This window comes from Saccharopolyspora tripterygii (assembly GCF_054778355.1).
Genome location: NZ_BAAGZP010000029.1, coordinates 195,605 through 220,596, shown reverse-complemented (window position 1 = coordinate 220,596; position 24,992 = coordinate 195,605). Strand labels below are relative to the sequence as shown.

General features: G+C 71.2%; 26 protein-coding genes. 7 read left to right on the top strand and 19 right to left on the bottom strand.

Annotated elements, in window-relative coordinates:
• Positions 1 to 9 precede the first annotated feature (9 nt).
• The 7 genes from ACYVF3_RS22630 to ACYVF3_RS22600 all read right to left on the bottom strand — a co-directional run bounded on the left by ACYVF3_RS22630 (position 10) and on the right by ACYVF3_RS22600 (position 7,991).
• Positions 10 to 1,101 carry a DUF418 domain-containing protein gene (locus tag ACYVF3_RS22630; protein WP_461156249.1) on the bottom strand — a complete coding sequence of 364 codons (1,092 nt, stop codon included), beginning with the start codon at positions 1,099 to 1,101 and terminating at the stop codon, positions 10 to 12.
• 88 nt (positions 1,102 to 1,189) lie between these two features.
• Positions 1,190 to 1,801 (bottom strand): response regulator, encoded by a 612-nt coding sequence (locus tag ACYVF3_RS22625; protein WP_461156386.1) that lies wholly within the window; start codon positions 1,799 to 1,801, stop codon positions 1,190 to 1,192.
• Between the two features lie 62 nt (positions 1,802 to 1,863).
• Positions 1,864 to 3,066 (bottom strand): sensor histidine kinase, encoded by a 1,203-nt coding sequence (locus ACYVF3_RS22620; RefSeq protein ID WP_461156248.1) that lies wholly within the window; start codon positions 3,064 to 3,066, stop codon positions 1,864 to 1,866.
• 97 nt (positions 3,067 to 3,163) lie between these two features.
• Complete coding sequence (locus ACYVF3_RS22615) at positions 3,164 to 4,504, bottom strand: MFS transporter (protein WP_461156247.1); 1,341 nt, start codon at positions 4,502 to 4,504, stop codon at positions 3,164 to 3,166.
• Positions 4,505 to 4,533: 29 nt separating this feature from the next.
• On the bottom strand, positions 4,534 to 6,003 hold the full coding sequence (locus ACYVF3_RS22610) for a mannitol dehydrogenase family protein (RefSeq protein WP_461156246.1): 1,470 nt from the start codon (positions 6,001 to 6,003) through the stop codon (positions 4,534 to 4,536).
• 23 nt (positions 6,004 to 6,026) lie between these two features.
• Positions 6,027 to 7,004 carry a LacI family DNA-binding transcriptional regulator gene (locus ACYVF3_RS22605; protein WP_461156245.1) on the bottom strand — a complete coding sequence of 326 codons (978 nt, stop codon included), beginning with the start codon at positions 7,002 to 7,004 and terminating at the stop codon, positions 6,027 to 6,029.
• A 90-nt stretch (positions 7,005 to 7,094) separates the two neighbouring features.
• A complete protein-coding gene (locus ACYVF3_RS22600) occupies positions 7,095 to 7,991 on the bottom strand; it encodes an alpha/beta hydrolase (RefSeq protein ID WP_461156244.1) in 897 nt (298 codons plus the stop codon).
• Positions 7,992 to 8,086: 95 nt separating this feature from the next.
• Between ACYVF3_RS22600 and ACYVF3_RS22595 the strand changes: the two genes are divergently transcribed.
• Complete coding sequence (locus tag ACYVF3_RS22595) at positions 8,087 to 9,121, top strand: helix-turn-helix domain-containing protein (protein WP_461156243.1); 1,035 nt, start codon at positions 8,087 to 8,089, stop codon at positions 9,119 to 9,121.
• 260 nt (positions 9,122 to 9,381) lie between these two features.
• Here the strand turns inward: ACYVF3_RS22595 and ACYVF3_RS22590 are convergent, their stop codons facing one another.
• The 7 genes from ACYVF3_RS22590 to ACYVF3_RS22560 form a co-directional block, all read right to left on the bottom strand.
• Positions 9,382 to 10,677, bottom strand: coding sequence for a hypothetical protein (locus tag ACYVF3_RS22590; protein ID WP_461156242.1), 1,296 nt, complete (start codon positions 10,675 to 10,677; stop codon positions 9,382 to 9,384).
• A gap of 77 nt (positions 10,678 to 10,754) precedes the next feature.
• On the bottom strand, positions 10,755 to 11,243 hold the full coding sequence (locus tag ACYVF3_RS22585) for a winged helix-turn-helix domain-containing protein (RefSeq protein WP_461156241.1): 489 nt from the start codon (positions 11,241 to 11,243) through the stop codon (positions 10,755 to 10,757).
• Between the two features lie 196 nt (positions 11,244 to 11,439).
• Positions 11,440 to 11,922 carry a DnaJ family domain-containing protein gene (locus ACYVF3_RS22580; RefSeq protein ID WP_461156240.1) on the bottom strand — a complete coding sequence of 161 codons (483 nt, stop codon included), beginning with the start codon at positions 11,920 to 11,922 and terminating at the stop codon, positions 11,440 to 11,442.
• Between the two features lie 49 nt (positions 11,923 to 11,971).
• Positions 11,972 to 12,481 carry a mycothiol transferase gene (locus ACYVF3_RS22575; protein ID WP_461156239.1) on the bottom strand — a complete coding sequence of 170 codons (510 nt, stop codon included), beginning with the start codon at positions 12,479 to 12,481 and terminating at the stop codon, positions 11,972 to 11,974.
• Positions 12,482 to 12,577: 96 nt separating this feature from the next.
• Entirely contained in the window at positions 12,578 to 13,492 is a 915-nt protein-coding gene (locus ACYVF3_RS22570) for a ribonuclease Z (protein WP_461156238.1), read from the bottom strand.
• Positions 13,493 to 13,535: 43 nt separating this feature from the next.
• Positions 13,536 to 15,173 (bottom strand): cytochrome bc1 complex cytochrome b subunit, encoded by a 1,638-nt coding sequence (gene qcrB, locus ACYVF3_RS22565; RefSeq protein WP_461156237.1) that lies wholly within the window; start codon positions 15,171 to 15,173, stop codon positions 13,536 to 13,538.
• Positions 15,174 to 15,254: 81 nt separating this feature from the next.
• Complete coding sequence (locus tag ACYVF3_RS22560) at positions 15,255 to 15,440, bottom strand: hypothetical protein (protein ID WP_145739025.1); 186 nt, start codon at positions 15,438 to 15,440, stop codon at positions 15,255 to 15,257.
• A gap of 209 nt (positions 15,441 to 15,649) precedes the next feature.
• Here ACYVF3_RS22560 and ACYVF3_RS22555 point away from each other — a divergent pair, with 209 nt between their 5' ends.
• From ACYVF3_RS22555 to ACYVF3_RS22545, 3 genes are read left to right on the top strand one after another with little or no spacing between them, the layout of a single operon-like run.
• Entirely contained in the window at positions 15,650 to 16,768 is a 1,119-nt protein-coding gene (locus ACYVF3_RS22555) for a VIT1/CCC1 transporter family protein (RefSeq protein WP_461156236.1), read from the top strand.
• A gap of 58 nt (positions 16,769 to 16,826) precedes the next feature.
• Positions 16,827 to 17,612, top strand: coding sequence for a class I SAM-dependent methyltransferase (locus tag ACYVF3_RS22550; RefSeq protein ID WP_461156235.1), 786 nt, complete (start codon positions 16,827 to 16,829; stop codon positions 17,610 to 17,612).
• 48 nt (positions 17,613 to 17,660) lie between these two features.
• Complete coding sequence (locus ACYVF3_RS22545; protein WP_461156234.1) at positions 17,661 to 18,446, top strand: methyltransferase domain-containing protein; 786 nt, start codon at positions 17,661 to 17,663, stop codon at positions 18,444 to 18,446.
• Positions 18,447 to 18,561: 115 nt separating this feature from the next.
• On the opposite strand, the gene ACYVF3_RS22540 is transcribed toward ACYVF3_RS22545, so the two are convergent.
• Together ACYVF3_RS22540 and ACYVF3_RS22535 are read right to left on the bottom strand one after the other, a co-directional pair.
• Positions 18,562 to 19,545, bottom strand: a complete 984-nt coding sequence (locus ACYVF3_RS22540) for an aldo/keto reductase (protein ID WP_461156233.1) — start codon at positions 19,543 to 19,545, stop codon at positions 18,562 to 18,564.
• Between the two features lie 83 nt (positions 19,546 to 19,628).
• Positions 19,629 to 19,940 (bottom strand): GNAT family N-acetyltransferase, encoded by a 312-nt coding sequence (locus tag ACYVF3_RS22535; protein ID WP_461156232.1) that lies wholly within the window; start codon positions 19,938 to 19,940, stop codon positions 19,629 to 19,631.
• A 208-nt stretch (positions 19,941 to 20,148) separates the two neighbouring features.
• Between ACYVF3_RS22535 and ACYVF3_RS22530 the strand changes: the two genes are divergently transcribed.
• A complete protein-coding gene (locus ACYVF3_RS22530; RefSeq protein ID WP_461156231.1) occupies positions 20,149 to 21,153 on the top strand; it encodes an NADP-dependent oxidoreductase in 1,005 nt (334 codons plus the stop codon).
• 6 nt (positions 21,154 to 21,159) lie between these two features.
• Here the strand turns inward: ACYVF3_RS22530 and ACYVF3_RS22525 are convergent, their stop codons facing one another.
• Both ACYVF3_RS22525 and ACYVF3_RS22520 read right to left on the bottom strand, forming a co-directional pair.
• Positions 21,160 to 21,960: an SDR family oxidoreductase gene (locus ACYVF3_RS22525; RefSeq protein ID WP_461156230.1), complete on the bottom strand. Its 801-nt coding sequence runs from the start codon at positions 21,958 to 21,960 to the stop codon at positions 21,160 to 21,162.
• A gap of 56 nt (positions 21,961 to 22,016) precedes the next feature.
• Positions 22,017 to 22,577: a hypothetical protein gene (locus ACYVF3_RS22520; RefSeq protein ID WP_461156229.1), complete on the bottom strand. Its 561-nt coding sequence runs from the start codon at positions 22,575 to 22,577 to the stop codon at positions 22,017 to 22,019.
• Positions 22,578 to 22,878: 301 nt separating this feature from the next.
• On the opposite strand from ACYVF3_RS22520, the gene ACYVF3_RS22515 reads away from it, so the two are divergent.
• Complete coding sequence (locus ACYVF3_RS22515; RefSeq protein ID WP_461156228.1) at positions 22,879 to 24,045, top strand: fumarylacetoacetate hydrolase family protein; 1,167 nt, start codon at positions 22,879 to 22,881, stop codon at positions 24,043 to 24,045.
• Positions 24,046 to 24,094: 49 nt separating this feature from the next.
• Here ACYVF3_RS22515 and ACYVF3_RS22510 read toward each other — a convergent pair whose 3' ends face one another.
• Positions 24,095 to 24,253, bottom strand: coding sequence for a hypothetical protein (locus tag ACYVF3_RS22510; protein ID WP_186459403.1), 159 nt, complete (start codon positions 24,251 to 24,253; stop codon positions 24,095 to 24,097).
• Between the two features lie 216 nt (positions 24,254 to 24,469).
• On the opposite strand from ACYVF3_RS22510, the gene ACYVF3_RS22505 reads away from it, so the two are divergent.
• Positions 24,470 to 24,874: a DUF5313 family protein gene (locus tag ACYVF3_RS22505; RefSeq protein ID WP_461156227.1), complete on the top strand. Its 405-nt coding sequence runs from the start codon at positions 24,470 to 24,472 to the stop codon at positions 24,872 to 24,874.
• The last annotated feature ends 118 nt before the right edge of the window (positions 24,875 to 24,992 follow it).

The window sequence follows — 24,992 nt, the reverse complement described above, 5'->3', positions numbered from 1 at the left end:
GGCGCGGGGCTACGCGGGCGCGCGACGCAGCGGCACCGGCTTCCACCAGGTCGCGCTGCGCAGCGCCCACTCCGCGGGGCCGTACCGGAACTTCCCGAGCCACCAGTGGCTGAAGCCGGTCTGCGCGGCGAGCACGCTCAGCGCCAGCACCAGCGCGGTGGACCAGTCGGTGGATTCGCGCAGGCCCAGCGGACCGGACGCGGCGACGACGAGCAACGTGGCCGTGAGGTAGTTCGTCAGCGCCATCCTGCCGAGCGGTTCCACCAGAGCCGCCACCGGCCGGCCGATCCTGGTGCGGATCACGAGCAGGAAGGCCGAGGCGTAGGCGACCGCGCCGAGAACACCGGCCCCCGCGGTGATGCGGGTCGCCAGCGGACCGTCCGGCGGGTACACCAGCTGCGCCCAGACGGCCGCCACGCTCAGCAGCAGCGCGACGCCCAGCACCGCGGCGAGCTGCCCGGGACGGCGGTCGATCGTCCGCGCGATCCCGCTCCGGGCGCAGACCAGCCCCAGCAGGAAGAGCCCCGGGATGCCGAGGATCCCGCCCGAGACCACGGTGAACCCGGCGATGGTGACGAGAGCGCTCGCGGGCAGCAGAACCCAGGTCGGCAACCACGACGCGGGCAGCAGGACCAGCAGCCCGAAGATCGCGTAGGGCAGCAGCGCTTCACCGGGCTGCAGCACGTGGTGGGCGGCGCCGATGAGCCCGAGGACGAGCAGCCTGCGCGCCAGCATCAGGCGCGGGCGGCGGGCGCGTTGCTGAGCGCCCTCCAGGAACAGCGAGAAGCTCAGCCCGAACAGGAACGCGAAGATCGGGAAGAAGTGCTGCTCCACCAGCATCCCGAGGCCGGTCGAGATGAGGTGCGAGGCGCCGCTCTCGGCGCCGTGGGTCATGTGGTTGATCTGCGGGATGTTGACGAGCAGGATGCCGCACAGCGCAAGACCGCGGAGGGCGTCCCACTCGGTGACCCGGCGCGGCGCGGTCCCGCCGGTGTCGTTAGGAGACGGGTGGTTCGGGCTCGAACCGGCGGGGCGGGGAGGTCGTGGATCGGCGGTCCGGGCCGCGCCCGCCCGGGAGGATTCGCTTCCTGAGGTGCTCATGACGACCACGGTGCCTCGCGAGCGCCGCTGCGCGCCTCGGCCCGCGGGACGATCTCGATCAGCCGAAAGTCCGGAATCCGGCCGACCGTCAGCCGGTGTGGTCGGCGGTGACGGCGCCGGTCGACCACGCCCACGCCGCGATCTCCACCCGGTTGCGGGTCCCCAGCTTGGACTGGACGTTGGTCAGGTGGGTCTTGACCGTCCCGAGCGAGACGTACAGCTCGGCGCAGATCTCCTGGTTGGTGCGGCCCACCGCGACCAGCCGCGCCACGTCCAGTTCGCGCTCGGACAGCACCGCGGGCGGCGCCTGCGCCGGACCCGGCGCTTCCTGGGGTTCCAGCCGGTGCAGCAGCCGGACCGTGACCGCCGGGGAGATCAGCGCGTCCCCGCGGTGCGCGGCTTCGACGGCTTCGACCAGCAGCGCGGGGCTGGCGTCCTTGAGCAGGAACCCGCAGGCGCCGTTGCGCAACGCCTGGTGCACGTAGTCGTCCTGGTCGAAAGTGGTCACGACCACCACGCGCATCGGTTCGGTGGTGCCGGGGCCGGCCAGCAGCCGGGTCACCTCCAGGCCGTCGAGCTCCGGCATCCGGATGTCGACCAGGCAGACGTCCGGGCGGAGCCGCCTGGCCAGCTCGACGCACTCGACGCCGTCGGCGGCCTCGCCGACCACCTCGATGTCCGGCCGGGCGTCGAGGATCATCCGGAAACCGCTGCGCACCAGCCGCTGGTCGTCGGCGATGAGCACGCGTGTCGGGGTGTCGCTCACGCCGACGAGTCTGGCACGCCCAGCACGGGGAAGTCGGCGGCGATGCGCCAACCGCCGTCGGGCGTGGCGCCCGCCTCCATCGTGCCGTCCACGGCGGACACCCGTTCGCGCAGGCCGACGACGCCGAAACCGCCGTGGCCGCCCACGGGTGGCGCGGTCCGCTCGGCGGGTGCCGTGTTGGCGACCTCCACCCGCAGCCGGTCGTCGGCCAGGTCGACCCGCACCGACACCACCGCGCCGGGCGCGTGCCGCCGCGCGTTGGTCAACGACTCCTGCACCAGCCGGTGCACGGAGGTCTCCACCTCGGGAGCGAGCCGCGCGCCGCGAGCGGCCGCGGCGATCGACAGCGTCGCGCGCTGGTCGTCGCCGCTGCTGAAATCGCTGACCAGCGCGGCGATCTCGCTGAACAGCTCGCCGTGGCGCCGGGGCGGTCCGTCGACCTCCCGCAGCACCCGGACCAGCCGCCGCATCGAGTCGAGCGTCTCGGCCCCCGCGTCGTGGATGTCGGTCAGGATCGCGTCGATCTGCTCGGGCGCGGTCTCGCGGATCGCGCGCGCCGCGTTGGCCTGCACCACGATCCCGGTGACGTGGTGGGCGACGAAGTCGTGCAGGTCGCGCGCCAGTTCCAGGCGTTCGCCCTGCCGCACCGACTCCACCGCGCGGGCGCGGCGGGAGTCGAGCACGCGCAGGTAGCAGCCGAGGCCGATCACGCCACCTGCGGCGAAGGTGAGCAGGAACGAGAAGCTGAGCAGAGAGGTGAACTCCTCCCGGTCCCAGCTGAAGAGCCGCGCCGGTCCGGTGATGACGGCCAGTCCGAGCGGCAGCGCGACCAGCGGCACCGGGATCCGGCGGCACGCCCGGCCGAGCAGGATCAGCAGGCAGAACGACTCCGTCACGCCCCAGCTGCCTTGAACCCCGGTCGTCAGCAGCATCGTCGCGGTGAGCGCCAGCGAGCCGACCGCGGCGATCCAGGAACGCCGGTTCAGCGAGAGGTACCGGTCGGGGACGAGCAGCAGCAGCGCGGCGGCTGCTCCGGCGACCAGCGGCGGGATCCAGTTGTTGTCCGCGTCGCGGATGCCGTCGGAGGACTCCAGGTCGAGCAACCACACGAACAGCAGCGCCCCGCACAACCCGGCGGTGAGCGCGTGCCGTGCGGGGCGGGGGAGGGCAGCGCCCTCGGCGGGAACCTCGTTGTGCACGTCGAGAGGCTATGACATGCGGATTCCCCACCGGATCAGCCGCGCGGACGAGGTGACGCTGCGGGCATCGGCCACGCGGCCGATGCCCGCTCCGCGCTCAGGCCGCGTCGTGGGCGACGTTGAGGTCGCGATCCTTGGTCTCCGGAGCGATCAGCGAGGCGGCGAAGCTGATGGCCATCATCACCATCATGTAGATCGCGACCGGGACCCACGATCCGCCGAACGCGGCCATCAGGCCCGCGCAGATCAGCGGCGCGACACCACCGCCCAGGACCGCCGAGAACTCACGGCCCAACGCCACGCCCGCGTAGCGGTAGCGGTTGCCGAACAGCTCGGGGAAGTAGCTCATCTGCACCCCGACCGAACCGTGGCAGGCCAGGACGAATCCGAGCACGATCGCCACCGTGATGGCGACCGGGGACCCGGTGTTGAGCGCGACGAAGGTCGGCACGGGCAGCAGCACCAGGGCACCCATGATCGTGGCGTAGACGTTCTTGCGGCCGACCACATCGGACAGCGCGCCGAAGCCGAACGCCGCGATCCCACCGCAGATCGCGCCCAGCAGCAGCACCTTCGGCACGAACGCCTTGTCCACGCCGACGGTCGAGACCAGGTAGGAGGCCATGAACACCTGGTAGGTGTAGGACTGGGCGTTGGAACCGACGTTGAGGAAGAACGCCAGCAGCAGAGGCTTGCGGCCCTTGCGGAACGTTTCGGAGATCGGTGCGCGGGTTTCGCCGACCTGCTCCTTGAGCTCCTGGAACACCGGGCTCTCGTTGAGCTTCCGGCGGATGATCAGCGCGGCGATCGTCACCAGCAGGCTGCTGCCGAACACCAGCCGCCATCCCCAGGTCATCAGCGCTTCCTCTGGAAGCGACTGGGCCAGGATCCAGGCGACGGCGCCGAGCGCGGTGCCCAGCGCGGCACCGGTCATCACCAGCGAGGCCAGCGCACCGCGCTTGCCCCTGCCCGCCGTCTCGGTGAGCAGCGTCGCGCCACCTGCCTGCTCGGCCCCGGCTCCCATGCCCTGGAAGAACCGGCACGCCACCAGCAGGACCGGAGCCAGCAGCCCCACCTGCGAGTAGGTCGGCAGCAGGCCGATGGCCAGCGTGGATCCGCCCATCAGCAGCAGCGTGGCCACCAGCACCCACTTGCGGCCGAGCCGGTCACCGAAGCGGGAGAAGATCAGCCCGCCGAGCGGGCGCGCGGCGAAACCCACCGCGTAGGCGCTGAAGGAGGCCAGGATGCCTGCGATAGGGGAGATGTTGGGGAAGAACAGCTTGCTGAAGATCAGCGCCGACGCCGTGCCGTAGATGACGAAGTCGTACTGCTCCAGCGTCGTGCCGATCAGTCCGGCCCACGCTGCGCGCCGGACGGCCTTGCGGTCCGGTGGCGCCTCGGTGGTCGTGTCCGCTGCGGAACTTCTTTGTTCGCTCATTCGGGTCCACGCAATCTGGTCGTGCTGCGTCAGTTCTGGGCTTGCAGGGCTTCTTCGGTCGCCGCGGCGACCCCGTGGGCGGCGAGCACGTCGACGAACTCCGCGACGCGCGCCTGGAACTCCCGGTGCGCGGCGAGCGCGTCGCCGAGCAGGCCGTCGCGCAGTGCGGCGGCGACGAAATCACCAGTGCCCGAGGCACTGTCGTGAGCGGTGCGGATCCGTTCGGCGGCCGGGTCGGCGAGGGCCGCGGTGTGCTCGGTGGCCCTCGGTGCGGTCGTGCAGCGCAGGTAGGCGGCCACGCACAACGCGAGGTGCTGCGGCATCCGACCGGCCTCCAGGTGCAGCGCGGCAGCTTCGGGCACGCGCTGGGCGAGCTTGGTGGACCCGTCGGAGCCGACCTGGCGCGTGCGGTGGCCCAGCGCGCTGTTGCTCCAGCGCGTGAACAGCTGCTTGGAGTAGTCCTCGAACTCGATGCCGGAGGGCATCGTCAGCGTCGGCAGGTAGTCCTCGCGCATCAGCCGGTCGGCCGCTTCGGCGATGTGCGGGCGCGCGGTGGACTCGGCGATCAGGTCGCAGCCGTCGAGCGCGCCCAGGTAGGCGATCAGCGAGTGGGTGCCGTTGAGCAGCCGCAACTTCATCAGCTCGAAGGGCTCGACGTCGTCGGTGAAGGTGGCTCCGCCGTGCTCCCAGGCCGGGCGTCCCGCGGCGAAGCGGTCCTCGAGCACCCACATGCTGAACGGCTCGGCGGGCACCGGGACCTCGTCGCGCAACCCGAGGCGATCGGCGACGGCCTCGCGGTAGGCGTCGGTGGTGGCGGGCACGATCCGGTCGACCATGCCGTTCGGGAAGGTCACCGAGGTGCGCAGGTAGGCGAGCAGGTCCTCGCGCTCGGCGGCGGGAAGCGCCTCGGCGAACTCGCGCACCAGCTTCCCGGTGAGCTCACCGTTGCCGGTGAGGTTGTCGCAGCTGAGGATCGACACCGGCGAAGCATGCGCGGCGCGGCGCTGCAGCGCGCGGGCGAGCCGGCCGATCGTGGTGCGCGGTGACCCGCCCGCCAGGTCGGCGCGGACACCGGGGTCGTCCAGGTCGAGACCCCGGGTGCGCGGCGAGCAGGTGTAGCCCTTCTCGGTGATCGTCAGGGTGACGATGCGGGTCTCGCGGGCCGCCAGCGCGTCGAGAACCGCGTCCGGGTGGTGCGCCGCGACCAGGACGTCGCTGTGCACGGCAGGCACCCCGACCTCGGTGCGCTCGGGCGAGATCTCCACGACCCCGTAGCGCATCTCCTGCTCGCGCATCGCTTCGGCGACGGTGGCCGAGGAGTTCGCGACGCCGACGATCGCCCACGGCCCCTCGGTGTGCTCCAGCGCGCGGGCGGTGTGCACGGCCTGGTGGGCGCGGTGGAAGTTGCCGAGCCCGAGGTGGACGATGCCGGGCGCGCCCAGCGCGCGGTGGTGCTGCAGCGCGGAGACGGGCGTGGTGGAGGCGTTGAGACGGTGCATGGTGGGCCAATCGACGGACGGGTTCAGCGGGCGGCGGGGGCTGTGGAGTCGCGCACCACGAGCTGCGCGGGCAGCTGGTGGTGGCGTGGAGGCGGCCGGTTCCCGCCCAGGATCGGGCCGAGGAGTTCCACGCTCAGCGCGCCCGCCTTGGACCACGGGATCGAGATGCTGGTCAGCGAGGGACGGGAGACGTCGGTGAGCGCCACGTCGTCGATCCCGATGACGCTGAGGCCGTCGGGCACCTGCACGCCCAGGGCGCGGGCCCCCTTGATCACGCCGAACGCGACGAGATCGTTGTGGGTGATCACGGCGGTGGCGCCGGTGGCCAGCACGCTGGCGGCCACGGCGGTCCCGGACGCGACGGTCTCGGCCTGCCAGCCGAGGACTTCCAGCTCGATTCCCGCTTCGGCGGCCAAGGTTTCGACCAGCTGCACGCGGCGGGGGCTGGACCAGGAGTGCGGTGAGCCGGAGACGAACGCGAGGCGTTCGTGGCCCAGCGCGCAGAGGTAGTCGATGGCCTGGCGGAGGCCCTCGCCCGCGTCGGCGAGCACGCAGTCGACGCCGGAGTGCTCCTGGTTGATCAGCACGGCCGGCGTCGATCCGCACAGCTCGACCAGCTCGTCGGCGGGCAGCCGGGACGAGCACACCGCGATGGCCGCGACCTGGCTGCGCAGGTGGGCGATCGCCTCGCGCTCGCGATTCGGGTCGCGGTCGGTGTCGTGCAGCACGAGGGTCTGCTTGCGGCGCCGCCCTTCGCCCTGCGCCGCCTTGACCAGCGTCCCGTACACCGGGTTGGCGATGTCCGGGACGACCATCGCGACGGTCGATCCGGCGACCTGGGCCTCAGCGGACTTGGTCGCCTGGTAGCCCAGGTCCTGGGCGGCGTCGAGGACCTTGCGCAAGGTGCCCGGTCCGAGCCGCTGCGGATCGCTGAAGGCGCGCGACGCGGTGGACAGGGCGACGTCGGCCCGCTTGGCCACGTCGGTCAAGGTCGGCGCCATCGCCCCTCCGCTCCGTCACGCCCCGGCGGTGCACCGGGTGGAGCAGATATTGACCAACCTTGCGCAAACTTGTCAACTCGCTTGCCGAGCTCACTCGGCCAGCGCGCGGCGCAGCACCTGCCCGACCTCGGCGATCTGCCGCTGCGAGACCTCGGCGGACAGGATCGCCTGCGAGCCGTGGAACGTGCCCGCCCACTGGTGCAGCTCGACCCCGACGCCCGCCTGCAACAGGCGCTGGGCGTACTCCAGGGCCTCGTCGCGCAGCGGGTCGAACTCCGCGGTGGCCACGTAGGCCGGGGGCAGTCCCGACAGGTCGGTGGCTCGGGCCGGTGCCGCGTAGGCCGTGGGCGTTGCCGAACCGAGGTAGTGCCGCCACGTCGTGGCCTGCTTCTCGGAGGTCATCCAGGGCGTGTCGGTGAAGTTGCGGGACGACCAGGACCGCATCCGGTCGTCGAGCTCGGGCTGGTTGAGCAGCTGGAAGCGCAGCGCCGGTCCGTCCTGGTCGCGGGCGCGCAACGCGACGGCCGCCGCCAGGCACGCGCCCGCGCTGTGCCCGCCGACGGCGATGCGCGCCCGGTCGACGCCGAACTCCGCGGCGTGCTCGGCGGTCCACAGCAGCGCGGCGTAGGAGTCGTCCAAGCCGGCGGGGTACGGGTTCTCCGGAGCGAGCCGGTAGCCGACCGAGATCACGGTGGTGCCCGCCAGCTCGGCGATGCGGCCGGCCCACGGGTGCTCCGTGTCGAGGTCGCCCATGACGAAACCGCCGCCGTGCAACCACACCAGCGCGCCCTGGGCCCGTTGGGGCCGGTAGATCCGCACCGGGACGTCGACGTCGCCGGGCACCAGCCGGTCGGTGACCTCCATCCGGGAGGTGTCCGGTGGCGCGGCCGCGGAGGCGAGCTCGGCGAGCCCCTTGCGGGCGGCGGCCGGATCGCTGAGGTCGGCCTGCGGGAACAGCGGGATGAATGCTTCGAGTTCGGGATCCATACCGGTAGCCTTCCCTGCCTCGCGCCGTCGATCAGCCGCCACGCGTCGCGCGTTCCGGCTGACCCGCGCACCGGATGTCGCCTAGTCTGCGAACCATGGAAGCACTGGCCGCGCGGCTCTCGCACCTGGATGCGGAAGCGGGCGGAGCGGTCCGAGTCGTGATGTTCTACGACACGCTGATGCGCAGGAGGGTCGATCTGCCCGCGCTAGTGCGCGCCTCGGCGAACCTCGCCGAGTGCGTCGCCGCCGTGCGCCTCGACGGCAACGCCCGCACCGTCCGCATGGCCCCCGACGGCAGGCCCGCGCCGGAGCCCCCGCTGCTGCCGTCGGCGACCGTGCCGATCACCCTCGACGACGAGCGCGTCGGATGCGTCTGGCTGGAGCGCGCGGGGACCCCGGCGAAGCTCGACGACCTGCTGCTGGACCGGCTCGCGATCGCGGCGGCAGCGGTGGTCGAGCGGCACGGACCGGTGCCCACGACCATAGCCGACCCCGCGTTGGTGGAGCTCGTGATCAGCGCCGGCGTCGACGAGCCGCCCCGCACCCGCGCGCTCAAGCTGCTGGGACTGCCCACCGACCTGCCGCTGCGGGTGGCCGCGATCCGCAGCACGCGTCACCTCGACCAGGTCGCGGCCGCGCTCTGCCCGACGCGACCGGTGAAAGCCGCGACGCTGGGCGACATCGGCGTCGTGCTCGCGACCACGGTGGACGCGCATCGCCTCCCACCGGACGTGCGGGCGGGAATCGGCGCGGACGAGAGCGTCGACCGGTCCTGGTGTCAGGCACGCACCGCGCTGCGCTTCACCGCCCCGCACCGTCCCGTGGTGCACCACCGCGACCTGGGCGCCGCAGCGCTTCTCGAACACGCGACGCCGGAAGCGTTGCGGGCCAACGGAGATGTCGCCGCGATCGAGCGGCTCGCCGCCGATCCCGACGACCTGGCCACCCTCGACGCCTACTGCGCGACCGGATCCCGCCGGCGCGCCGCCGAACTGCTGCACCTGCACCACAGCAGCGTCGCCAGGCGGATCGAACGCCTCGGCACCGAGCTGGGCATGGAACTCACCGAGTCCTCCGGACTCGTCCGAGCCACGCTCGCGCTCACCGCCTGGCGACTGACCTCGGGGTGAGCCCCCGCCCACGCCGCACCGCAACTCCTAGGAGCTGTTGATGAGTTGTTTTGCTTGGCGGTGCGGGTAGCGGAAACCCCCGAACGGGAAAGCGCAGCGTCTTCGTGGACTCCGTGCGCCGCTCCTGATGTCTTCCGCTTACCCCGGGGTGGACATCGGCGTCGGCGGCGTACTCGCCACGAAGGCGCTGGCGAACCCGCGGCGGTGCAGGCTGAGTCCCACACCTGAAACAGCGGCTCCGCCGCAATCCTCAAGAACTCCTAGTCGAGGGTCGAGCCTGGTTGGCCGAGGGCTTCGCCGAGGCGGAGCCGGTAGAGGCGGGTCGGGCGGCCGCGCCGGGTGGGCTGCGCGCTCCCCTCGGAGGTGACGAGCTCGGCGGTCCCGAGCTTGCGGATCAGCCGCCTGCCGCTCGGATCGGTGATGCCCAGGAGCGTGGCGAGCTCGCTGGGGGAGACCGCGCGGCCGCGCAGCTCGCGCTCCAGCGCCACCAGGCGCGACAGGGTGGTGGCGCTCAGGCCGACCTCCCGCGCCAGGCTCTCCAGCTCGGTGCTGTGATCTCGGTAGGCGAATTCGGCGCGACGACCCGACCCGCCGATCGGCCCGATGATCACCCCGCTGTCGTGGATGACGAATCCGCACGAGTTCGGTTCGGCCTCGGCCCGCACCGCGGCGCGCTCGGCGAGCGCGATCCCGGCCCGCACCGAAGCACCCAACCCGAAACCGGCGGCGACGCGCACGTCCATGCTCCGCTCGGCCTGCTGCAACGCCGGCACCACCTGCCAGTCCGAGGTCGCGCGTTCCAGCAGCGCCTTGTGGGCGAACACGACCAACCCGCGCTTGCCCCGGTTCTCCAACCAGGACCCGGCCAATTGCGGGTCCTGCAGCAGGAGTTCGCGTAAGCCCGCCCGGGCGCGCTCGACGTCGTCACCATCGCGGACGTGGAACACGCCCGCGGCGAATCGCGCACCGTCGGCCTGGCCGGAGCTCACGTGCAGCAGCAGGTCCTGCAGCTCGCCGCGCACCGAATCCGCGGTCAGGTCGGCGTCGACCACTGGCGCCTCGGCGCGCAGCGCTTCGGCGACCGCCTGGCGCGGCGTGATCACCACCCCGCCGTTGCGCAGCGCCGTGCGGTGGTGCGCCAGGATCTCCTCGACCGGCTGCCCCGACGCGTAGGGGAGGGCGGAGTGCCGGAGGCCCAGGGACCCGGTGACCTCCTGGATGACGTCGGGTTCGAACGTGTCGATGCTGGCTCGCCGGTGCTCCGGGAAGTCGTTGCGCATCCTGGCCACCGCCAGCGCGAGCTCGAGCGCGCCCGGCCGGGTCACCGTCACCGGCAGTCCGTCCGGGAGCCGACCGCGCACGACCTCGTAGGAACCCGGACCGACCAGCAGGCCGTTCATCCCCGGCGAGGACAGCAGCTCCTCCAGCCGGTCGCCTGCCTGGTCGCTGTCACGCCACACGCCCCAGCGCAGGGTTGCGCCGGTGATGGTGCTCGCGGCCTGGCGGAAGACGTCTTGGTGCCGCGCGTGCACCAACACGCCGATCACCACGCTCATGTCGCCACCTGGATTCAGTTCGCTGACGAAACTTCACCAGGATTGCGCGATCAGTGTTCGCGGTCAACGCGATCGTGCTAGTCGGTGATGATTCGGATGCGGTCGGCGTGATCGAGACGATAGCCGACTCCGCGCACCGTCGTGATGAGATCCAGCTCAGGGCCCAGCTTGTTGCGGATCCGCCGGACGTGGACGTCGACCGTGCGAGTCCTGGGCTCGCTGGAGAAGTCCCACACGGCCGCGAGCAGCGTGTTGCGGTGGTGCACCCGTCCGGGATTGCGCGCGAGGAACACCAGCAGGTCGAACTCCAGCCGGGTGAACCCGATCCGGGTGCCGTCCTGGCGGATGATCTGCCTGGCGGCCACGAGGATTCGCAGCTTCGGCGGATCGGCCGCCTCGGTGTCCACCGTGGACTGCGCCGGGATCGTTTCGCGCAGCTCGGCGTTGCGGGTCAGTATGCTCTCCAGAAGACCCAGGTCTTCGCGGGTGACGACGAATCGGGCGGTGACTTCGACGAGACCGGCGTCCTCCGGCGCGAAGTCCGCTGGTGTCGGGTCCAGCGTCATGGCACGTTTCTCCATTGCTGCGGGGTGTGAACGGGCGGGAGCGGTAGAGCTCAACCGCGCGGACACGCAGCGGAGGCGACCCACAGCAGGTCGATGTGCGCACGCTGCACCAGCAGCGGTCCCGTTGCCATGCCACCAGATGCAATCAGGAGCGGTGACGCCAGTCAAAAGCGCCCGCGCAGTGGGAACGACCAGGTCAGCGTTGGAACCAGCGCCGCACGCGCGACTTCGGCCTGGTCGGCGCGGGCTGCGGTTCAGGTTCAGCGGACAGGGGAGCGACGCGCTGGGCCCGCCAGCCCTCGACGAGGGCGTCCACGTCGACGGGTGCCACGGCCACCTGCGGCCCCTCCGGGGCGCGCAGGTGCTCCACGATGCGCCGGTTGAGCTCGGCCGCGACGTCGCGCACCGCCTGCTCGGTCGTCAGGTCGGCGACGGTCTCGGGAAGCTCGCCGACCTCGCGCCGCAAGCGCAGGGAAGTGGGCAGCAGCGCGCTACCGGAGAGACCTTCGCGGCGCAGCTGCTCCTTGATCCACCACTGCTCCTCCAGCGGAGCACCGGCACCGGGCAACGGCTTGCCCGCACCGGGAAGGTCGTCGAACTCGCCGCGCTCCTGGGCGGTGCGGATCTGCCGGTCCACCCACGACTCGAAGGTGACCCCGGGAGGCTTGCGCTCGGCCATGTCGCGATTGTCCAGCACCGACGTGCTCAGCCGCCACCCCCGGCGGCCGTCACCGGCTGCGGCGGAGGAAACCGTTGAGCAGCGCCGCCTGCCCGGCGTGCTGCAGGTCGTCGGCGATCACGCTCACCAGCCGAACGCCGAGGGTGACCGGCGGTGACCAGCTGGCGTCGATCACCTCGTCCAGGTCGGCGTCGCCGAGTCCGGTGACGAACCGCAGGGTCTGCTCGTGCACGGCGTCGTAGTAGCCGGTCAGCAGCTCAGCGGAGGCCCGCACCGACTCCACCTGGTCGGAGTCGTGGCCGTAGCCGGTGTCCTCCTCGTCCAGCGGCAGCTCGAAGCGGGTCGCCCAGTTCTGCACCAGCCACACCTGCTCGGTTTCGGCGACGTCGGCGATGTGGTCGTCCTGCACCCGCGCGAGGTGCCACAGCAACCAGGCGATCGAGTTGCTCTCGGGATCGATGCGGTGCGCCAGGGCCTCCTCGTCGAGGCCCTCGACCGCGTCGTGCACGACCCCCTGAATCCGGCTGAACGCATCGACGAGCACATCGGCGCTGGTCATCCGGTTCCGCTCCTCACGTACGGCGGCACGAGCTTGGGCACACGGTACGACCCATCACCTCGCGCGGCAGTGGAGCGGCCACGGCGTGTTCCGTTTTCACCGGCGCCGGGGGACCGCGATGCGGTCGAGGTCCGAGGCCACCACGATCGTGCCGTCGAAGACCTCCGCGGCCTCGTCGTGGAACCGGCGAGGATCGGTGTAGCGCTGGGAGAAGTGGGTCAGCACCAGGCACCGCACACCGCTCTCGGCCGCGACCCGCGCCGCCTGCTTCGCGGTGAGGTGCCGGTACCGCTCGGCGAGGTCGGCGTCCTGGTCGAGGAAGGTCGACTCGATGACCAGCATGTCGGCGTTCTCGGCTAGCGCGAACACGTTGTCGCACAGCCGGGTGTCCATCACGAAGGCGAAGCGCTGCCCGGCGCGCACCTCGCTGACCTCTCGCGGATCCACCGTCCGCCCGCCGACTCGCACCGACTCACCGCGCTGCACCCGGCCGATGTCGGATCCCCGCACGCCCCACCGCGCCAGCGCCTCGGGCAGCATCCTGCGGCCGTCGGGCTCCTCCAGCCGGTAGCCGAACGCATCGATCCGGTGATCCAGCCGCATCGCGCGCAGCGTGCCGAACTCGTCCCGTGCGATCTCGCCGCCACCGGTGATCGGGTGCTCGTCGAGCTGCACCGCGTCGTCGTGCGCGGAGGCGTGGCGCAGGTGGTGGAAGTGCTCGGCGCCGGAAGCGGGGTAGTGCGCGTGCACCGCGCCGCGCACCCGGTCGGAGGCCATCCGGTGCACCACCCCGGGCACGCCCAGGCAGTGATCGCCGTGGAAGTGCGTGAGGCACAGGTGGTCGACGTCGTTGGAGCTGACGCCGGCGAACGTCATCTGCCGCTGCGTGCCCTCGCCGGGGTCGAACAGGAGCCCCTGCCCGTCCCAGCGCAGCAGGTAGCCGTTGTGGTTGCGGGTACGGGTCGGCGCCTGGCTGGCCGTGCCGAGCACGACGAGTTCCCGGTTGGACACGTCCGGCACCCTATGCGCCGGACCGGCGTCCGCGGAGCCGAACTCAATCTTCGGGCGGGTGTGGACGACCGGATTTCACCTCCGATTCCTCGTCGCGTTCCGCCGCGTCCTCCAGCGCCCGGGTCTCCTCGGGCGGGTCGGGGCGCAGCAGGCTGCCCGGCACGGAGTGGCCCGCGGCGCCGAGCTGGTTCATCTTCTTCGGTACCGGCGCGCCCTGGTAGTCCAGCGGCTCGGGGTGGCCGTGCTCGTCGACCGGGCCGAGCGGCTGGTGGATCTCGATGAACTCGCCGTGCGGCAACCGCTTGATGATGCCGGTCTCGACGCCGTGGTCGAGCACTTCGAGGTCGCTGCGCTCCAGGCCGAGGCAGATCCGGTAGGTCACGTAGTAGGCCAGCGGAGGCGCCACGAGCAACGCGATGCGCCCGGCCCAGGTCATCATGTTCAGCGACAGCCCGAACTGGAAGGCCACCACGTCGTTCATCCCGGAGATCAGCACGACGACGAAGAACGCGATCGCCATCGCGCCCAGCGAGGTGCGCACCGGGTTGTCGCGGGGCCGCTGGAGCAGGTTGTGGTGGGCGTCGTCGCCGCTCAGCTTGCGCTCGAGCATCGGGTAGATCGCGGCGATGGTGAACACCAGCCCCATGCCCAGGATCAGCGGGAAGAACGGCGCCGGGATCGTGAACGGGCCCAGGTAGACCTCCCACGGCGGCCACAGGCGTCCCATCCCGTCGGTCCACATCATGTACCAGTCGGGCTGCGAGGCGGAGGACACCTGCGAGGCGACGTAGGGGCCGAAGTTCCAGATCCCGTTGATCTGGAAGATGCCGCTCATGACGGCCAGCACACCGGTGACGATCAGGAAGAACCCGGTGGCCTTCACCGCGAACGCCGGCATGATGCGAACGCCGATGACGTTGGACTCGGTCCGCCGCGGGCCCGGGTACTGGGTGTGCTTCTGGTACCAGACGATCGCCAGGTGCACCGCCACCAGCGCGAGGATGATCCCGGGCAGCAAGAAGATGTGGAAGAGGTAGAACCGCTGGATGATCTCGGTCCCCGGGAACTCCGCGCCGAACAGCAGCCAGTGCAGCCACGTGCCGATGACCGGGATGGACAGCAGGATGCCGGAGGCGATCCGCAGGCCCGTACCGGAGAGCAGGTCGTCGGGCAGCGAGTAGCCGATGAACCCCTCGAACATCCCGAGCACGAACAGGCTGATGCCGATGAGCCAGTTGGTCTCGCGCGGTCGCCGGAACGCGCCGGTGAAGAAGATCCGGAACATGTGCGCGACGATCGCCGCCATGAAGATCAGCGCGCCCCAGTGGTGCAGCTGGCGCGCGAACAAGCCGCCGCGCACCTCGAAGGAGATGTCGAGCGTGCTCTCGAACGCCCGCGACATCTCGACGCCGCGCAGGTTGGCGAACCGGCCGTCGTAGACGACCTCCGACATCGACGGGTCGAAGAAGAAGGCCAGGTAGGTGCCGGTGAGAAGCAGCACGATGAAGCTGTACAGCGCGATCTCGCCGAGCAGGAAACCCCAGTTGGTGGGGAAGACCTTGTTCAGCTGCCGTCGTATCCCTGGTGCCGCGCGGAAGCGCTGGTCGAGCCCGTCGGCGCCGTCGGCCACCGAACGGGACAGCCTGCTCTCCGACCGCGTCGGCTGGGTCAGCTTGCTCATGTCGACTCCAGGCATCGCCGGAATTCAGACATTGCCAACCCAGGTTACTGCTCCCCGCGCTGCGCAGCAGGTGTCAGCGTGCTACTTGGCGTGGAACAGAGCCTCGAAGAACGTCGTCAGCGACGTCACGACCGTGGTGAGGGCGCCGAAAACGGTGGTGACCGCGTTGCGCACGGCTTCGGCGGCCGAGACCGGGTCCCGCACCAGCAGTGAGCCGCAGACCAGCACCACGAGAATCACGATCACGGTCACGGCTTTGCGGTTCATGCTTTTAAGCCTCCGTCGGTCCGCCCGGCGCGCCGCAGGAACCCTACCTCGCTCATCCGCCACTCCCGTCACACAACCGGGTCACGCGTGTCACGTCTGGGACACGCTTGCCGGCCCTGGGGCGGCGGGGCGGTGTGACCTGCTACGAGGTGACGGGGCGAGCGGCGAGTCGTGTGGTCACCGGCGGTCGGCGCTGAGAGGCTTCGCGCGTGCAGGACGAGATCGCTGACGGACGTTCCATCCGCCGCTGGCGTCGGCGGCTCGCCGACGAGCGCGAGGAAGCCCGCGTCTACCGGAGCCTGGCGGACCGCCGCAGCGGCGAGGAGCGCGACATCCTCCTCGGGCTGGCCGAGGCCGAGGAGCGCCACGCCCGCTACTGGGAGGACCTGCTCGGCGATGAGATCGGCCCGCGCAGGCGGGGGCATTTCCGGATGCGGCTCCTGGTCGCGCTGGCCCGTCGCTTCGGGTCGGTGTTCGTGCTCGCCCTCGCGCAGCGTGCGGAGAGCCGTTCGCCCTACCACTACGACCAGGACGTCCCCCAGTCGATGGCGGCCGACGAGCGCATCCACGAGGAGGTCGTGCGCGCCTTGGCGGCTCGCGGGCGGGCCCGGGTCTCGGGGTCGTTCCGCGCGGCGGTCTTCGGAGCCAACGACGGCCTGGTCAGCAACCTCGCTCTCGTGCTGGGCGTGATCGGCGGGAACCTGCCGACCAGCGTCGTCCTGCTGACCGGGCTTTCCGGCCTGCTGGCGGGCGCCCTGTCGATGGGGGCGGGGGAGTACATCTCGGTCCGCTCCCAGCGGGAGCTCCTCGCGGCCGCGACGCCTGATCCTCAGGCGCGCGCGGTCGTGCCGCACCTGGACGTCGACGCCAACGAGCTGGCCCTGGTCTACCGGGCCAGGGGCATGGACGAGGACGAGGCGCAGGACCGCGCTGACGCGTTGCTGCGGCGCTTCCAGCCGAACCCGCCTGCCCCGAAGGAGGATTCCGCGGCCTCCTCCGGAACCGCGCGTGAGTCGAGTGCCGCGGGCGATTCCGGTGAGCACGAGGTCGTGGGATCCGGCTTGAACGCGGCGGTGTCGAGCTTCGTGTTCTTCGGCTCCGGCGCGCTGATCCCGGTGCTGCCCTTCCTGTTCGGGCTCAGCGGGGTGCCGGCGGTCGTGCTCGCCGTGGTGCTCGTCGGTCTGGCGCTGATGCTCACCGGTGCGACTGTCGGCGTCCTGTCCGGAGCGGCGCCGCTGCCGCGCGCCCTGCGCCAGCTGGCGATCGGCCTGGGGGCGGCCGCGGTGACCTACCTGCTCGGCGTTCTGTTCGGCGCGACCGCGGGGTGACGCCGCTTCCTGGCCCGTTCCGGCCCTGCGGCGAGGTGCGCGCGTTGATACTTCCCGGGTGACGACGCAGAAGTACATGTTCAACACGGCGGAGGACGGCGAGTACCTGCGCCTGCTCGGTCAGGCGCAGCTGTGGGACCGGCTGACCTTCCGCAGGCTCGAGGGCCTGGGCGTCGGCGAGGGTTCCCGATGCCTGGAGGTGGGTGCGGGCCCCGGGACGGTGGTGCGCTGGCTCGCCGACCGCGTCGGCTCGACGGGACGTGTGGTCGCCACGGATCTCCAACCGAACTGGCTGCGCGCCGTCGAGGCCCCGAACGTCGAAGCCCTCGAGCACGACATCGGCACCGAGCCGCTGGGTTCGGAGGCCTACGACGTGATCAACCTCCGCCTGGTCCTCATGCACCAGGCCGATGAGCAGGCGGTGCTGCGCAAGCTCGTCGACGCGCTCGTGCCGGGCGGCCGGCTGCTGGTGGAGGAGTACGACATGCGCAGCCTTCCGGTGTGCCACCCGCCGGACGACACCTGGCACACCGTCGCCGGGGCCTCGGTCGAGCTCGTCGACAGGGCGGGTGCGGACGTGCAGCTGGGCATCAAGCTGCAGGGGCTGCTGGAGGGCGCGGGCCTGCTCGACGTGGACGCCGAGGCCGTGGCGTTCCCCCGGCGCGTCCCGGACATCCAGGCATGGCGCCGGCAGTTCGTCGAGGTCGGCCCCCGCCTCGTCGAGGGTGGCTGGGCGACCGTCGAGCAGGTCGACAGCGTCATCGCGCTCTTCGACGATCCGGACTGCGAGCTCGTCGTCTACGGCCCCACCCTCGTCTCGGTCACCGGCCGCAAACCGGAGTGATGCGCGCCGTGAAGGCGCGGTGAAAGGCCGCGCGCGGACTCTGCGGCGATGACGACTCAGCACTACATCTTCAACACGGCCGAGGACGGTGAGCACGAGCGGCTGCGGGTCCAGGCGGAGATGTGCGACCGGCTGACGCGCCGCCGGATTCAGGAGATCGGGATCGGCGAGGGGTGGTCCTGCCTGGAGGTGGGTGGCGGGATCGGGACGGTGACGAGGTGGCTCACCGGTCAGGCCGGGAGCACCGGCCGCGTCGTGGCCACGGACCTCGAACCCCACTGGCTGCGGGAGTTGGACGCGGACAACCTCGAGGTCCTCCGCCACGACGTGTCGGCAGATCCGCTCGGGGAAGCCGAGTTCGACCTGATCACCGTGCGGCTGGTGCTCGTGCACCTTCAGGATCCCCGCGCGGTTCTGGACAAGCTCATCACGGCCCTCAAACCCGGTGGCACCCTGCTGGTGGAGGAGTGCGACCTGAGCACGATGCCGCTGTCGGACCCGCCGGACGACACCTGGCACGAGGTCATCAGCGCGCTGGTCTCCCTGTTGGCGAGCATGGGTCCAGACCCGTACCTGGGGCGGAGGCTGACGCGCATGATGCTCGACGCGGGCCTTCACGACGTGGACTCCGAGGTGGTGGCCTATCCGCGACTCATGCCCGAGAGCCCCAGCCTGCAGGTGCAGGTCGTGAAGATGCGGGACCCGCTGATCGAATCGGGGCGCGTGAGCCAGGGCGCCGTCGACGAGCTTATCGCCCGGTTCGGCGACCCCACCTGCGATCTCGTGCTCCACAACAGCACGATCCACTCGGTCTGCGGGCGAAAGCCCCGCTGATACTGCACGCGCGAGAGCTACGAGGAATGCCTCCTGATCGCGCGAGAACTGGGCGCAGACCTGGGCCACCCGGCTGACGGGTGTCCAACCGGCGGCCGGTGGACACTCGCCGGAGTCAGCGGTCCAGTCTGGACATGCCGTCCGGGTGGTAGCGCTCGCCCGCCGCTGTGCCCGGCGGGAACTGGGCGGAAAGCTTCGCGACGAGGTCCGGTGCGAGGTCGAGGTCGGCGGCCTGGACGTTCGCGCGGACGCGGTCGAGGTTGCGGCTGCCCGGGATCGGCAGGACCTCGTTCCCCTGCGCCAGCAGCCACGCCAGCGCCAGCTGCGCCGGGGTGACGCCCAGGGCGTCGGCGTGGTCCCGCAGCGGCCGGGTGAGCTCGATGTTGCGCTGCAGGCTTCCCTCCTGGAAGCGCGGGTAGCGCTGGCTGCGGACCTCCAGGTTCTCCACGTCGGAGACGCTGGTGAAGGCGCCGGTGAGCACGCCGCGCCCCAGCGGGGAGTAGGCGACCAGGCTCACGCCCAGCTCGCGCACCGCAGGCAGGACCTCGGCTTCGAGATCGCGGGTGAACAGCGAGTACTCCTGCTGCACGGCGGTGATCGGGTGGACCGCGTGCGCCCGGCGCAGCGTGGCGGCGCTGATCTCCGAGAGCCCCACGTAGCGGATCTTGCCCTCGGCCACGAGCTCGCCCATCGCGCCCACGGTGTCCTCGATGGGCGTGGTGCGGTCCAGCCGGTGCAGGTAGTAGAGGTCGATGTGATCGGTGCCCAGCCGCGACAGGCTGGCCTCGACCGCCTGGCGGACGTACTCGGGCCTGCCGCCGCCGGTGTCCTGGTTCGCGCCGAACTTGGTGGCCAGCACGACCTCGTCGCGCCGGTCGGCCAGCAGGGAGCTGATCAGCTTCTCGTTGTGGCCGTCGCCGTAGACGTCGGCGGTGTCGAGGAAGTTCACCCCGAGGTCGAGCAGGTCGTTCAGCAGCTGCCGGGACGCGGCGTCGTCGGCGGTGCCGTACACGCCGGACAGACCCATCGCGCCGTAACCGATGGCGCTGACCTCGGGACCGCCTCGGCCGAGTCGGCGACGCGGGGGAATCGTGGGCACGGATCGGCTCCTGATCGGGTAGGGGGTGATCGCGGCCAGCCTAGTCGCGGCCGCCGCGGGTGCTCGTCGTGCGGAAGAGGTGCTCAGAGCTCGAAACCCGCTCGGCGCTCGGCGGGCACCAGGTCGAGGTAGTCGGAGTGCTTGGCGATCCAGCCGCGCACGTAGGGGCAGAACGGCAGGACGCGCAGCTCGCGGTTCCTTGCCTCGTCCAGCGCCGCGCGCACCAGCTTGCCCGCCAGGCCCTGGCCGCTGAAGCGGTCGTCGACCTCGGTGTGGGTGAACGAGATCTGGCCGGTCTTGAGCTTGTACTCGGCGAAACCCGCGAGTTCGCCGTCCACGCGGATCTCGAACCGGTCGGCGTCGGGGTTGTCCTTGATCTCGGGCTCGGTGCTCACTGACGTGCTCCCGTCGACGAGTGGATGATGCTTCAACCATGATTGTGCACGCGCGCCGTCGGTGGAGGAGCCTGAGGACGAACCCGATGTGCTGTCGGCGGTGCCGCCCGCGGGCGCGTCCGGAACCGGTCGTGATCAATCCGCCGTCGCCGTCGGCGGAGCACCGTCGTAGAGTCCGGGGAAAGTGTTCCGATGAAAGGATCAGTTGATGAGCAAGGGCTTGGAGATCCGCCTCGCGTCCCGTCCGCAGGGGCTGCCGACGATGGAGAACTTCGACTTCGTCGAGGTGGAGGCTTCGCAGCCGGGTGAGGGCGAAGTCCTGGTGCGCAACCTGGTCATGAGCGTCGACCCGTACATGCGCGGCCGGATGAACGAGGGCAAGTCCTACGTGCCGCCCTTCGAGGTCGGCAAGGCCCTCCAGGGCGGTGCCGTCGGCGAGGTCGTCACCAGCAACGCCGAGGGCTACGAGCCCGGCGACCTCGTGCTGCACATGCTGGGCTGGCGCGACTACGCGGTGGTGCCCACCAAGCACGCCACCAAGGTCGACGCGAACGTCGCGCCGCCGAGCGCCTACCTCTACGTGCTCGGCATGCCCGGCATGACCGCCTACGCCGGTCTGGTCGACGTCGCCGAGCAGAAGGAGGGCGACGTCGTGTTCGTCTCCGGCGCCGCCGGAGCCGTCGGCTCGCTGGTCGGCCAGATCGCCAAGCTGCGCGGCGCCAAGAAGGTGATCGGCAGCGCGGGTTCGGCCGAGAAGGTCAAGTACCTGCTCGACGAGGTCGGCTTCGACGCGGCGTTCAACTACAACGACGGCCCGGTCCGCAAGCAGCTCGCCGAGGCCGCTCCCGACGGAATCGACGTGTACTTCGACAACGTCGGCGGTGAACACCTCGAAGCCGCGATCTTCGCGTTCAACGACTTCGGCCGCGCCGCCGAGTGCGGGATGATCTCGCAGTACAACAACGAGAGCCCGCAGCCCGGCCCGCGGAACCTGATGATGATCGTGCAGAAGCGGTTGAAGGTGCAGGGCTTCATCGTGGGCGACCACGCGCACGTCAAGGACGCGTTCTTCAACGAGGTCGGGACCTGGCTGGCCGAAGGCAAGATCAACTACCGCGAGACGGTCGTCGAGGGCCTGCGCAACGCCCCGGACGCGTTCCTCGGCCTGATGCGCGGTGACAACACCGGCAAGATGCTGGTCAAGATCGCCTGATCACCCTCACTGGGCGGGGTGGTCGCGCAGCCACTCCGCCCAGGTGGTCCGGCCGTGCCGGTCGTTCGGGCAGGTCAAGTCGGATGCGATGCGCCGCAGGCGTTTCGGCGCCGGGACGTGGAAGGTCCGAAGGTTCGCGCCACGCGCGTCCCGCCAGCTGCGCACCACCTGGTCCAGCGTCAGCACCTCGGGCCCGCCGAAGTCCGCGCGCCGCCCCGCGGGGCCCTCGGCCACGCATCGGGCGAGGTGGTCGGCGAAATCGCGGTCGTCCACCGGCTGGGTGGGAAGCGACCCCGGCAGCGGGACGGCGGGCAGCCGGGCCGCGCGCCCGAGCATCCGGTCCAGCAGCCAGTGGAACTGGGTGGCGCGCGCGATCGACCACGGCACGTCGGCCACGCCGACCAGCTCCTCGGCCGTGTGCTTGAGCCGCAGGTAGGGTAGCGGCGGCCGGTCGATGCCGACGATCGAGACGTAGAGGAAGTGCCCGGCGCCGTTCGACGTCGCGGCCTCGATCAGCCGTGACGTGCCGTCGACGTCGACCTCGGGAGGGCTGCTCCAGAAGTCCGCCGGGTGGAGGTACCCGCGCTGGGCGGACGGTGACGAGGTCGCCGCGTGCACCACGGTCCCCGCCCCCGCCACGAGCTCGTCGACGCCGGCGCCGGTGGCCAGATCTCCCAGCACCCACTGGACTTCGGTGTCCGTGCCCGGGTGCCGGGTGAGCACCCGCACGCGGTGCGTGGGTTTGAGCAGGCGTACCAGCTGACGTCCCAGGTGGCCGGTGCCACCGGTGATCGCGACCGTGTCCATGGGCCGGCACCTCCTGGGATCGACGATCCCACCGGTGGCCGCGCCCGCGAGCGGCGTCAGCGCCCCAGCAGCGGATCCGTGAGGCCGTCCACCACGCCGCCGACCAGCGGCAGCAGGCCCGGCTGGGAGGGCTTGCTCGGTTCGGTCGTCTCGTCCGGTTGCGAGGGCTGCGTGGGCTCCGAGGTCGGGGGCGCCGTCGTCTCGCTCGGTTCGGGGGGCGCGGTCGTCTCGGAGGGCTGCGAGGGTTCCGTGCTCGGCTGGCTCGGAACGGGCGTGCTGGTCACCGGCGGCGAGCTCGGCTGCTCGGACGTCGTCGGCGGGGTGGGCTCGCGCGTGGCGGAGGGCTCGGTCGAGGAGGTGAGGGCCACCGGCTCGGGCTCGGCGATCGCCTGCGTCGTCGGTGCGGGCGGCGGCGCGCCTGGCAGCGACGGGGGAGTGGAGGGGCTCTGCTCCGGGAGCGTCAGCTGCGGCAGGTACTGCCTGGCCGGAGCTGCGCCCTGGGCTCGTGCGGCGTTGGCGGTCCCGGGTGCCGCGACCTCGTCCGCGCGGGTCTGCGAGTAGTGCGCGCTGGTGATCGCGATGACCGCGAGAACCGCTGCGGTCGTGTACCCGAGCACCGGTGCGGTGTACCGCGCGACGGCACCGCGGCGGTGGCGCCCACGCCGGGATCGCGCCAACGACGACCTGCCCACTGCAACTCACCCCACTGTCGGATGATCCGTTCTGACCAAGGCCGCTCACCCGAAAGAGTGAGGGCCGGTCGAACCCTACGTCACGAGCACGCCCACTCGCCAGCACCGCCCCGCCACTCGGCGGCGAGGTCGTTCGCCCGGTGGCGGGGCGATGTTCGGCTCGCGGACGCGAGGCGTGCCCTGTTCGGAGCGCTATGTTGCCGTCGAGGCGAACGAGAGGTGCGACGTGAATCTGCTCGACGACCCCGACGACGCGCTGCCCACCGATCGCGACGGGGCGACCCTCGTCGGTCGGCTGCACGATCCGCAGGAGGCCGGCCCGGCGGTCGTCGCGCTGCGCGGCGACGAGCTCGTCGACCTCACCGGCGTGACGCCGACACTTGCCGACCTGCTCGAACACCACGATGCCGTCGGGTTGGCGCGCGGTGGCCCCGGCCGCAAGAGCTGGCCGTGGGAGGAGGTGCTGGCCGAAACCCTCAGCGGCGGACCGGGACCGAAGCTGCTGGCGCCCGCGGACCTGCAGGTGCTCAAGGCGGCGGGCGTCACCTTCGTCCAGAGCATGCTGGAGCGGGTCATCGAGGAGCGTGCCGCCGGCGACGTGACCCGGTCGGCGGAGATCCGCGAGCTGGTCGAATCAGCGATCGGCGGCACTCTCGCGGCCGTGCGGCCGGGCTCGGCCGAGGCTCGCGCGGTGAAGGAAGTGCTGGTGCGCGACGGACTGTGGTCGCAGTACCTGGAGGTCGGGCTGGGACCGGACCCGGAGATCTTCACGAAAGCGCCGCTGCTGTCGGCGGTGGGCACCGGTGCCGACGTCGGCATCGCGGAGGGCTCGGACTGGAACAACCCCGAGCCCGAGGTGGCGCTGGCGATCCGCAGCGACGGGACGATCGTGGGGGCGACGCTCGGCAACGACGTGAACCTGCGCGACGTCGAAGGTCGCAGCGCCCTGCTGCTGCCCAAGGCCAAGGACAACAACGCCTCGGCGGCGCTCGGACCGTTCCTGCGGCTCTTCGACGACGGTTTCGGGCTGGACGACGTGCGGGGTCTGGACGTGCGGCTGGAGGTCCGCGGTGAGGACGGGTTCGTGCTCGACGGGCGCAGCTCCATGCGGGAGATCAGCCGGGACCCCGAGGACCTGGCCGCCGCCGCGCTCGGGCGGCACCACCAGTACCCGGACGGGCTGATCCTCTACACCGGAACCCTCTTCGCCCCCACCGAGGACCGCGGCGCGCCCGGCAAGGGCTTCACCCACCAGGTCGGTGACGTGGTGCGGATTTCCACCCCGAAGCTCGGCACCCTCGCCAACCGGGTCGACCGCAGCGAGCGGTGTCCGCAGTGGACCTTCGGCGTGCGCTCCCTGCTCGCCAACCTGGTCCACCGCGGACTGCTCTAACTCCCCCTGGGGCCACCGCGGTCGAACGCCCGCGGTGGGACGACCGCGCTCAGTGGTGGTCGGACAGGCGAGCGTTGCGCTTCACCTGCACGGCCAGATCCTTGAGCCCCCGCCGGGTGCTCATCGACCCGGTGCCGTCCAGCGCGTCGGTGAACATCACGAACCCCAGAACCAGAACCAGCAGCATTGCCACGACGACGACGAACACTTTTCCTCCCCTTCTCGATTGCGCTATCGAGCTCTCGCAATCCCTCGTTACTACTGGGACGCGCTTCACCCGCTAAGGTGGCGCAAGATCACCCAAATGTGATGCACAACACTGAGAGTGGTCGCGTCATGTCGCGTGCCAACGGGTGCATAGGATCGTTCGCGGAGGCCCGAACGGCGGCCTCCTGAGCACTGCGACGAGGACTAACCTGGAGACATGGCGAGCACCCCGCCCGCGCCGGCATCGCGACCCAACGCGGCGCAATGGGTCTGGTACGCCTTCGGCGGCAAGCTGCCGGACCGGTGCGCCGAGTGGGTGCTGCACGACGTCACCTGCCGCACCTGGGTCCTGCGCCACCTCGCCCGCGCCCTGACCCAGCTCGCCCCGCTCTGCGCCGTGCTGATGCTGCTGCCCGGTCCGATGTGGATCCGGTTGAGCTCGCTGGTCCTCGGTCTCCTGGTGGGGTTGTTCTACTCGGTCTGCTACATGGGCGAGACCGGCGAGCACCGAGCCATCAAGCACGGCTTCCCACCCGGCGTCGCCCGCGACACCCGGACCCTGCGCCGGGACGTCGATCGCGCCAACAAGCACGGCGTCGGTTACCGCCCCTGGTGGGAGTGAGCCGCGCGCGCGAGAACTCGCTGTGACGCCGCGTGATCTCCCGGTGATGCGGGTGCTCAGTACTCGGCCTACGTTCGGTTCACCCCGCCCGGGATCCGGCGGGGGAGTCCGAGCGAGG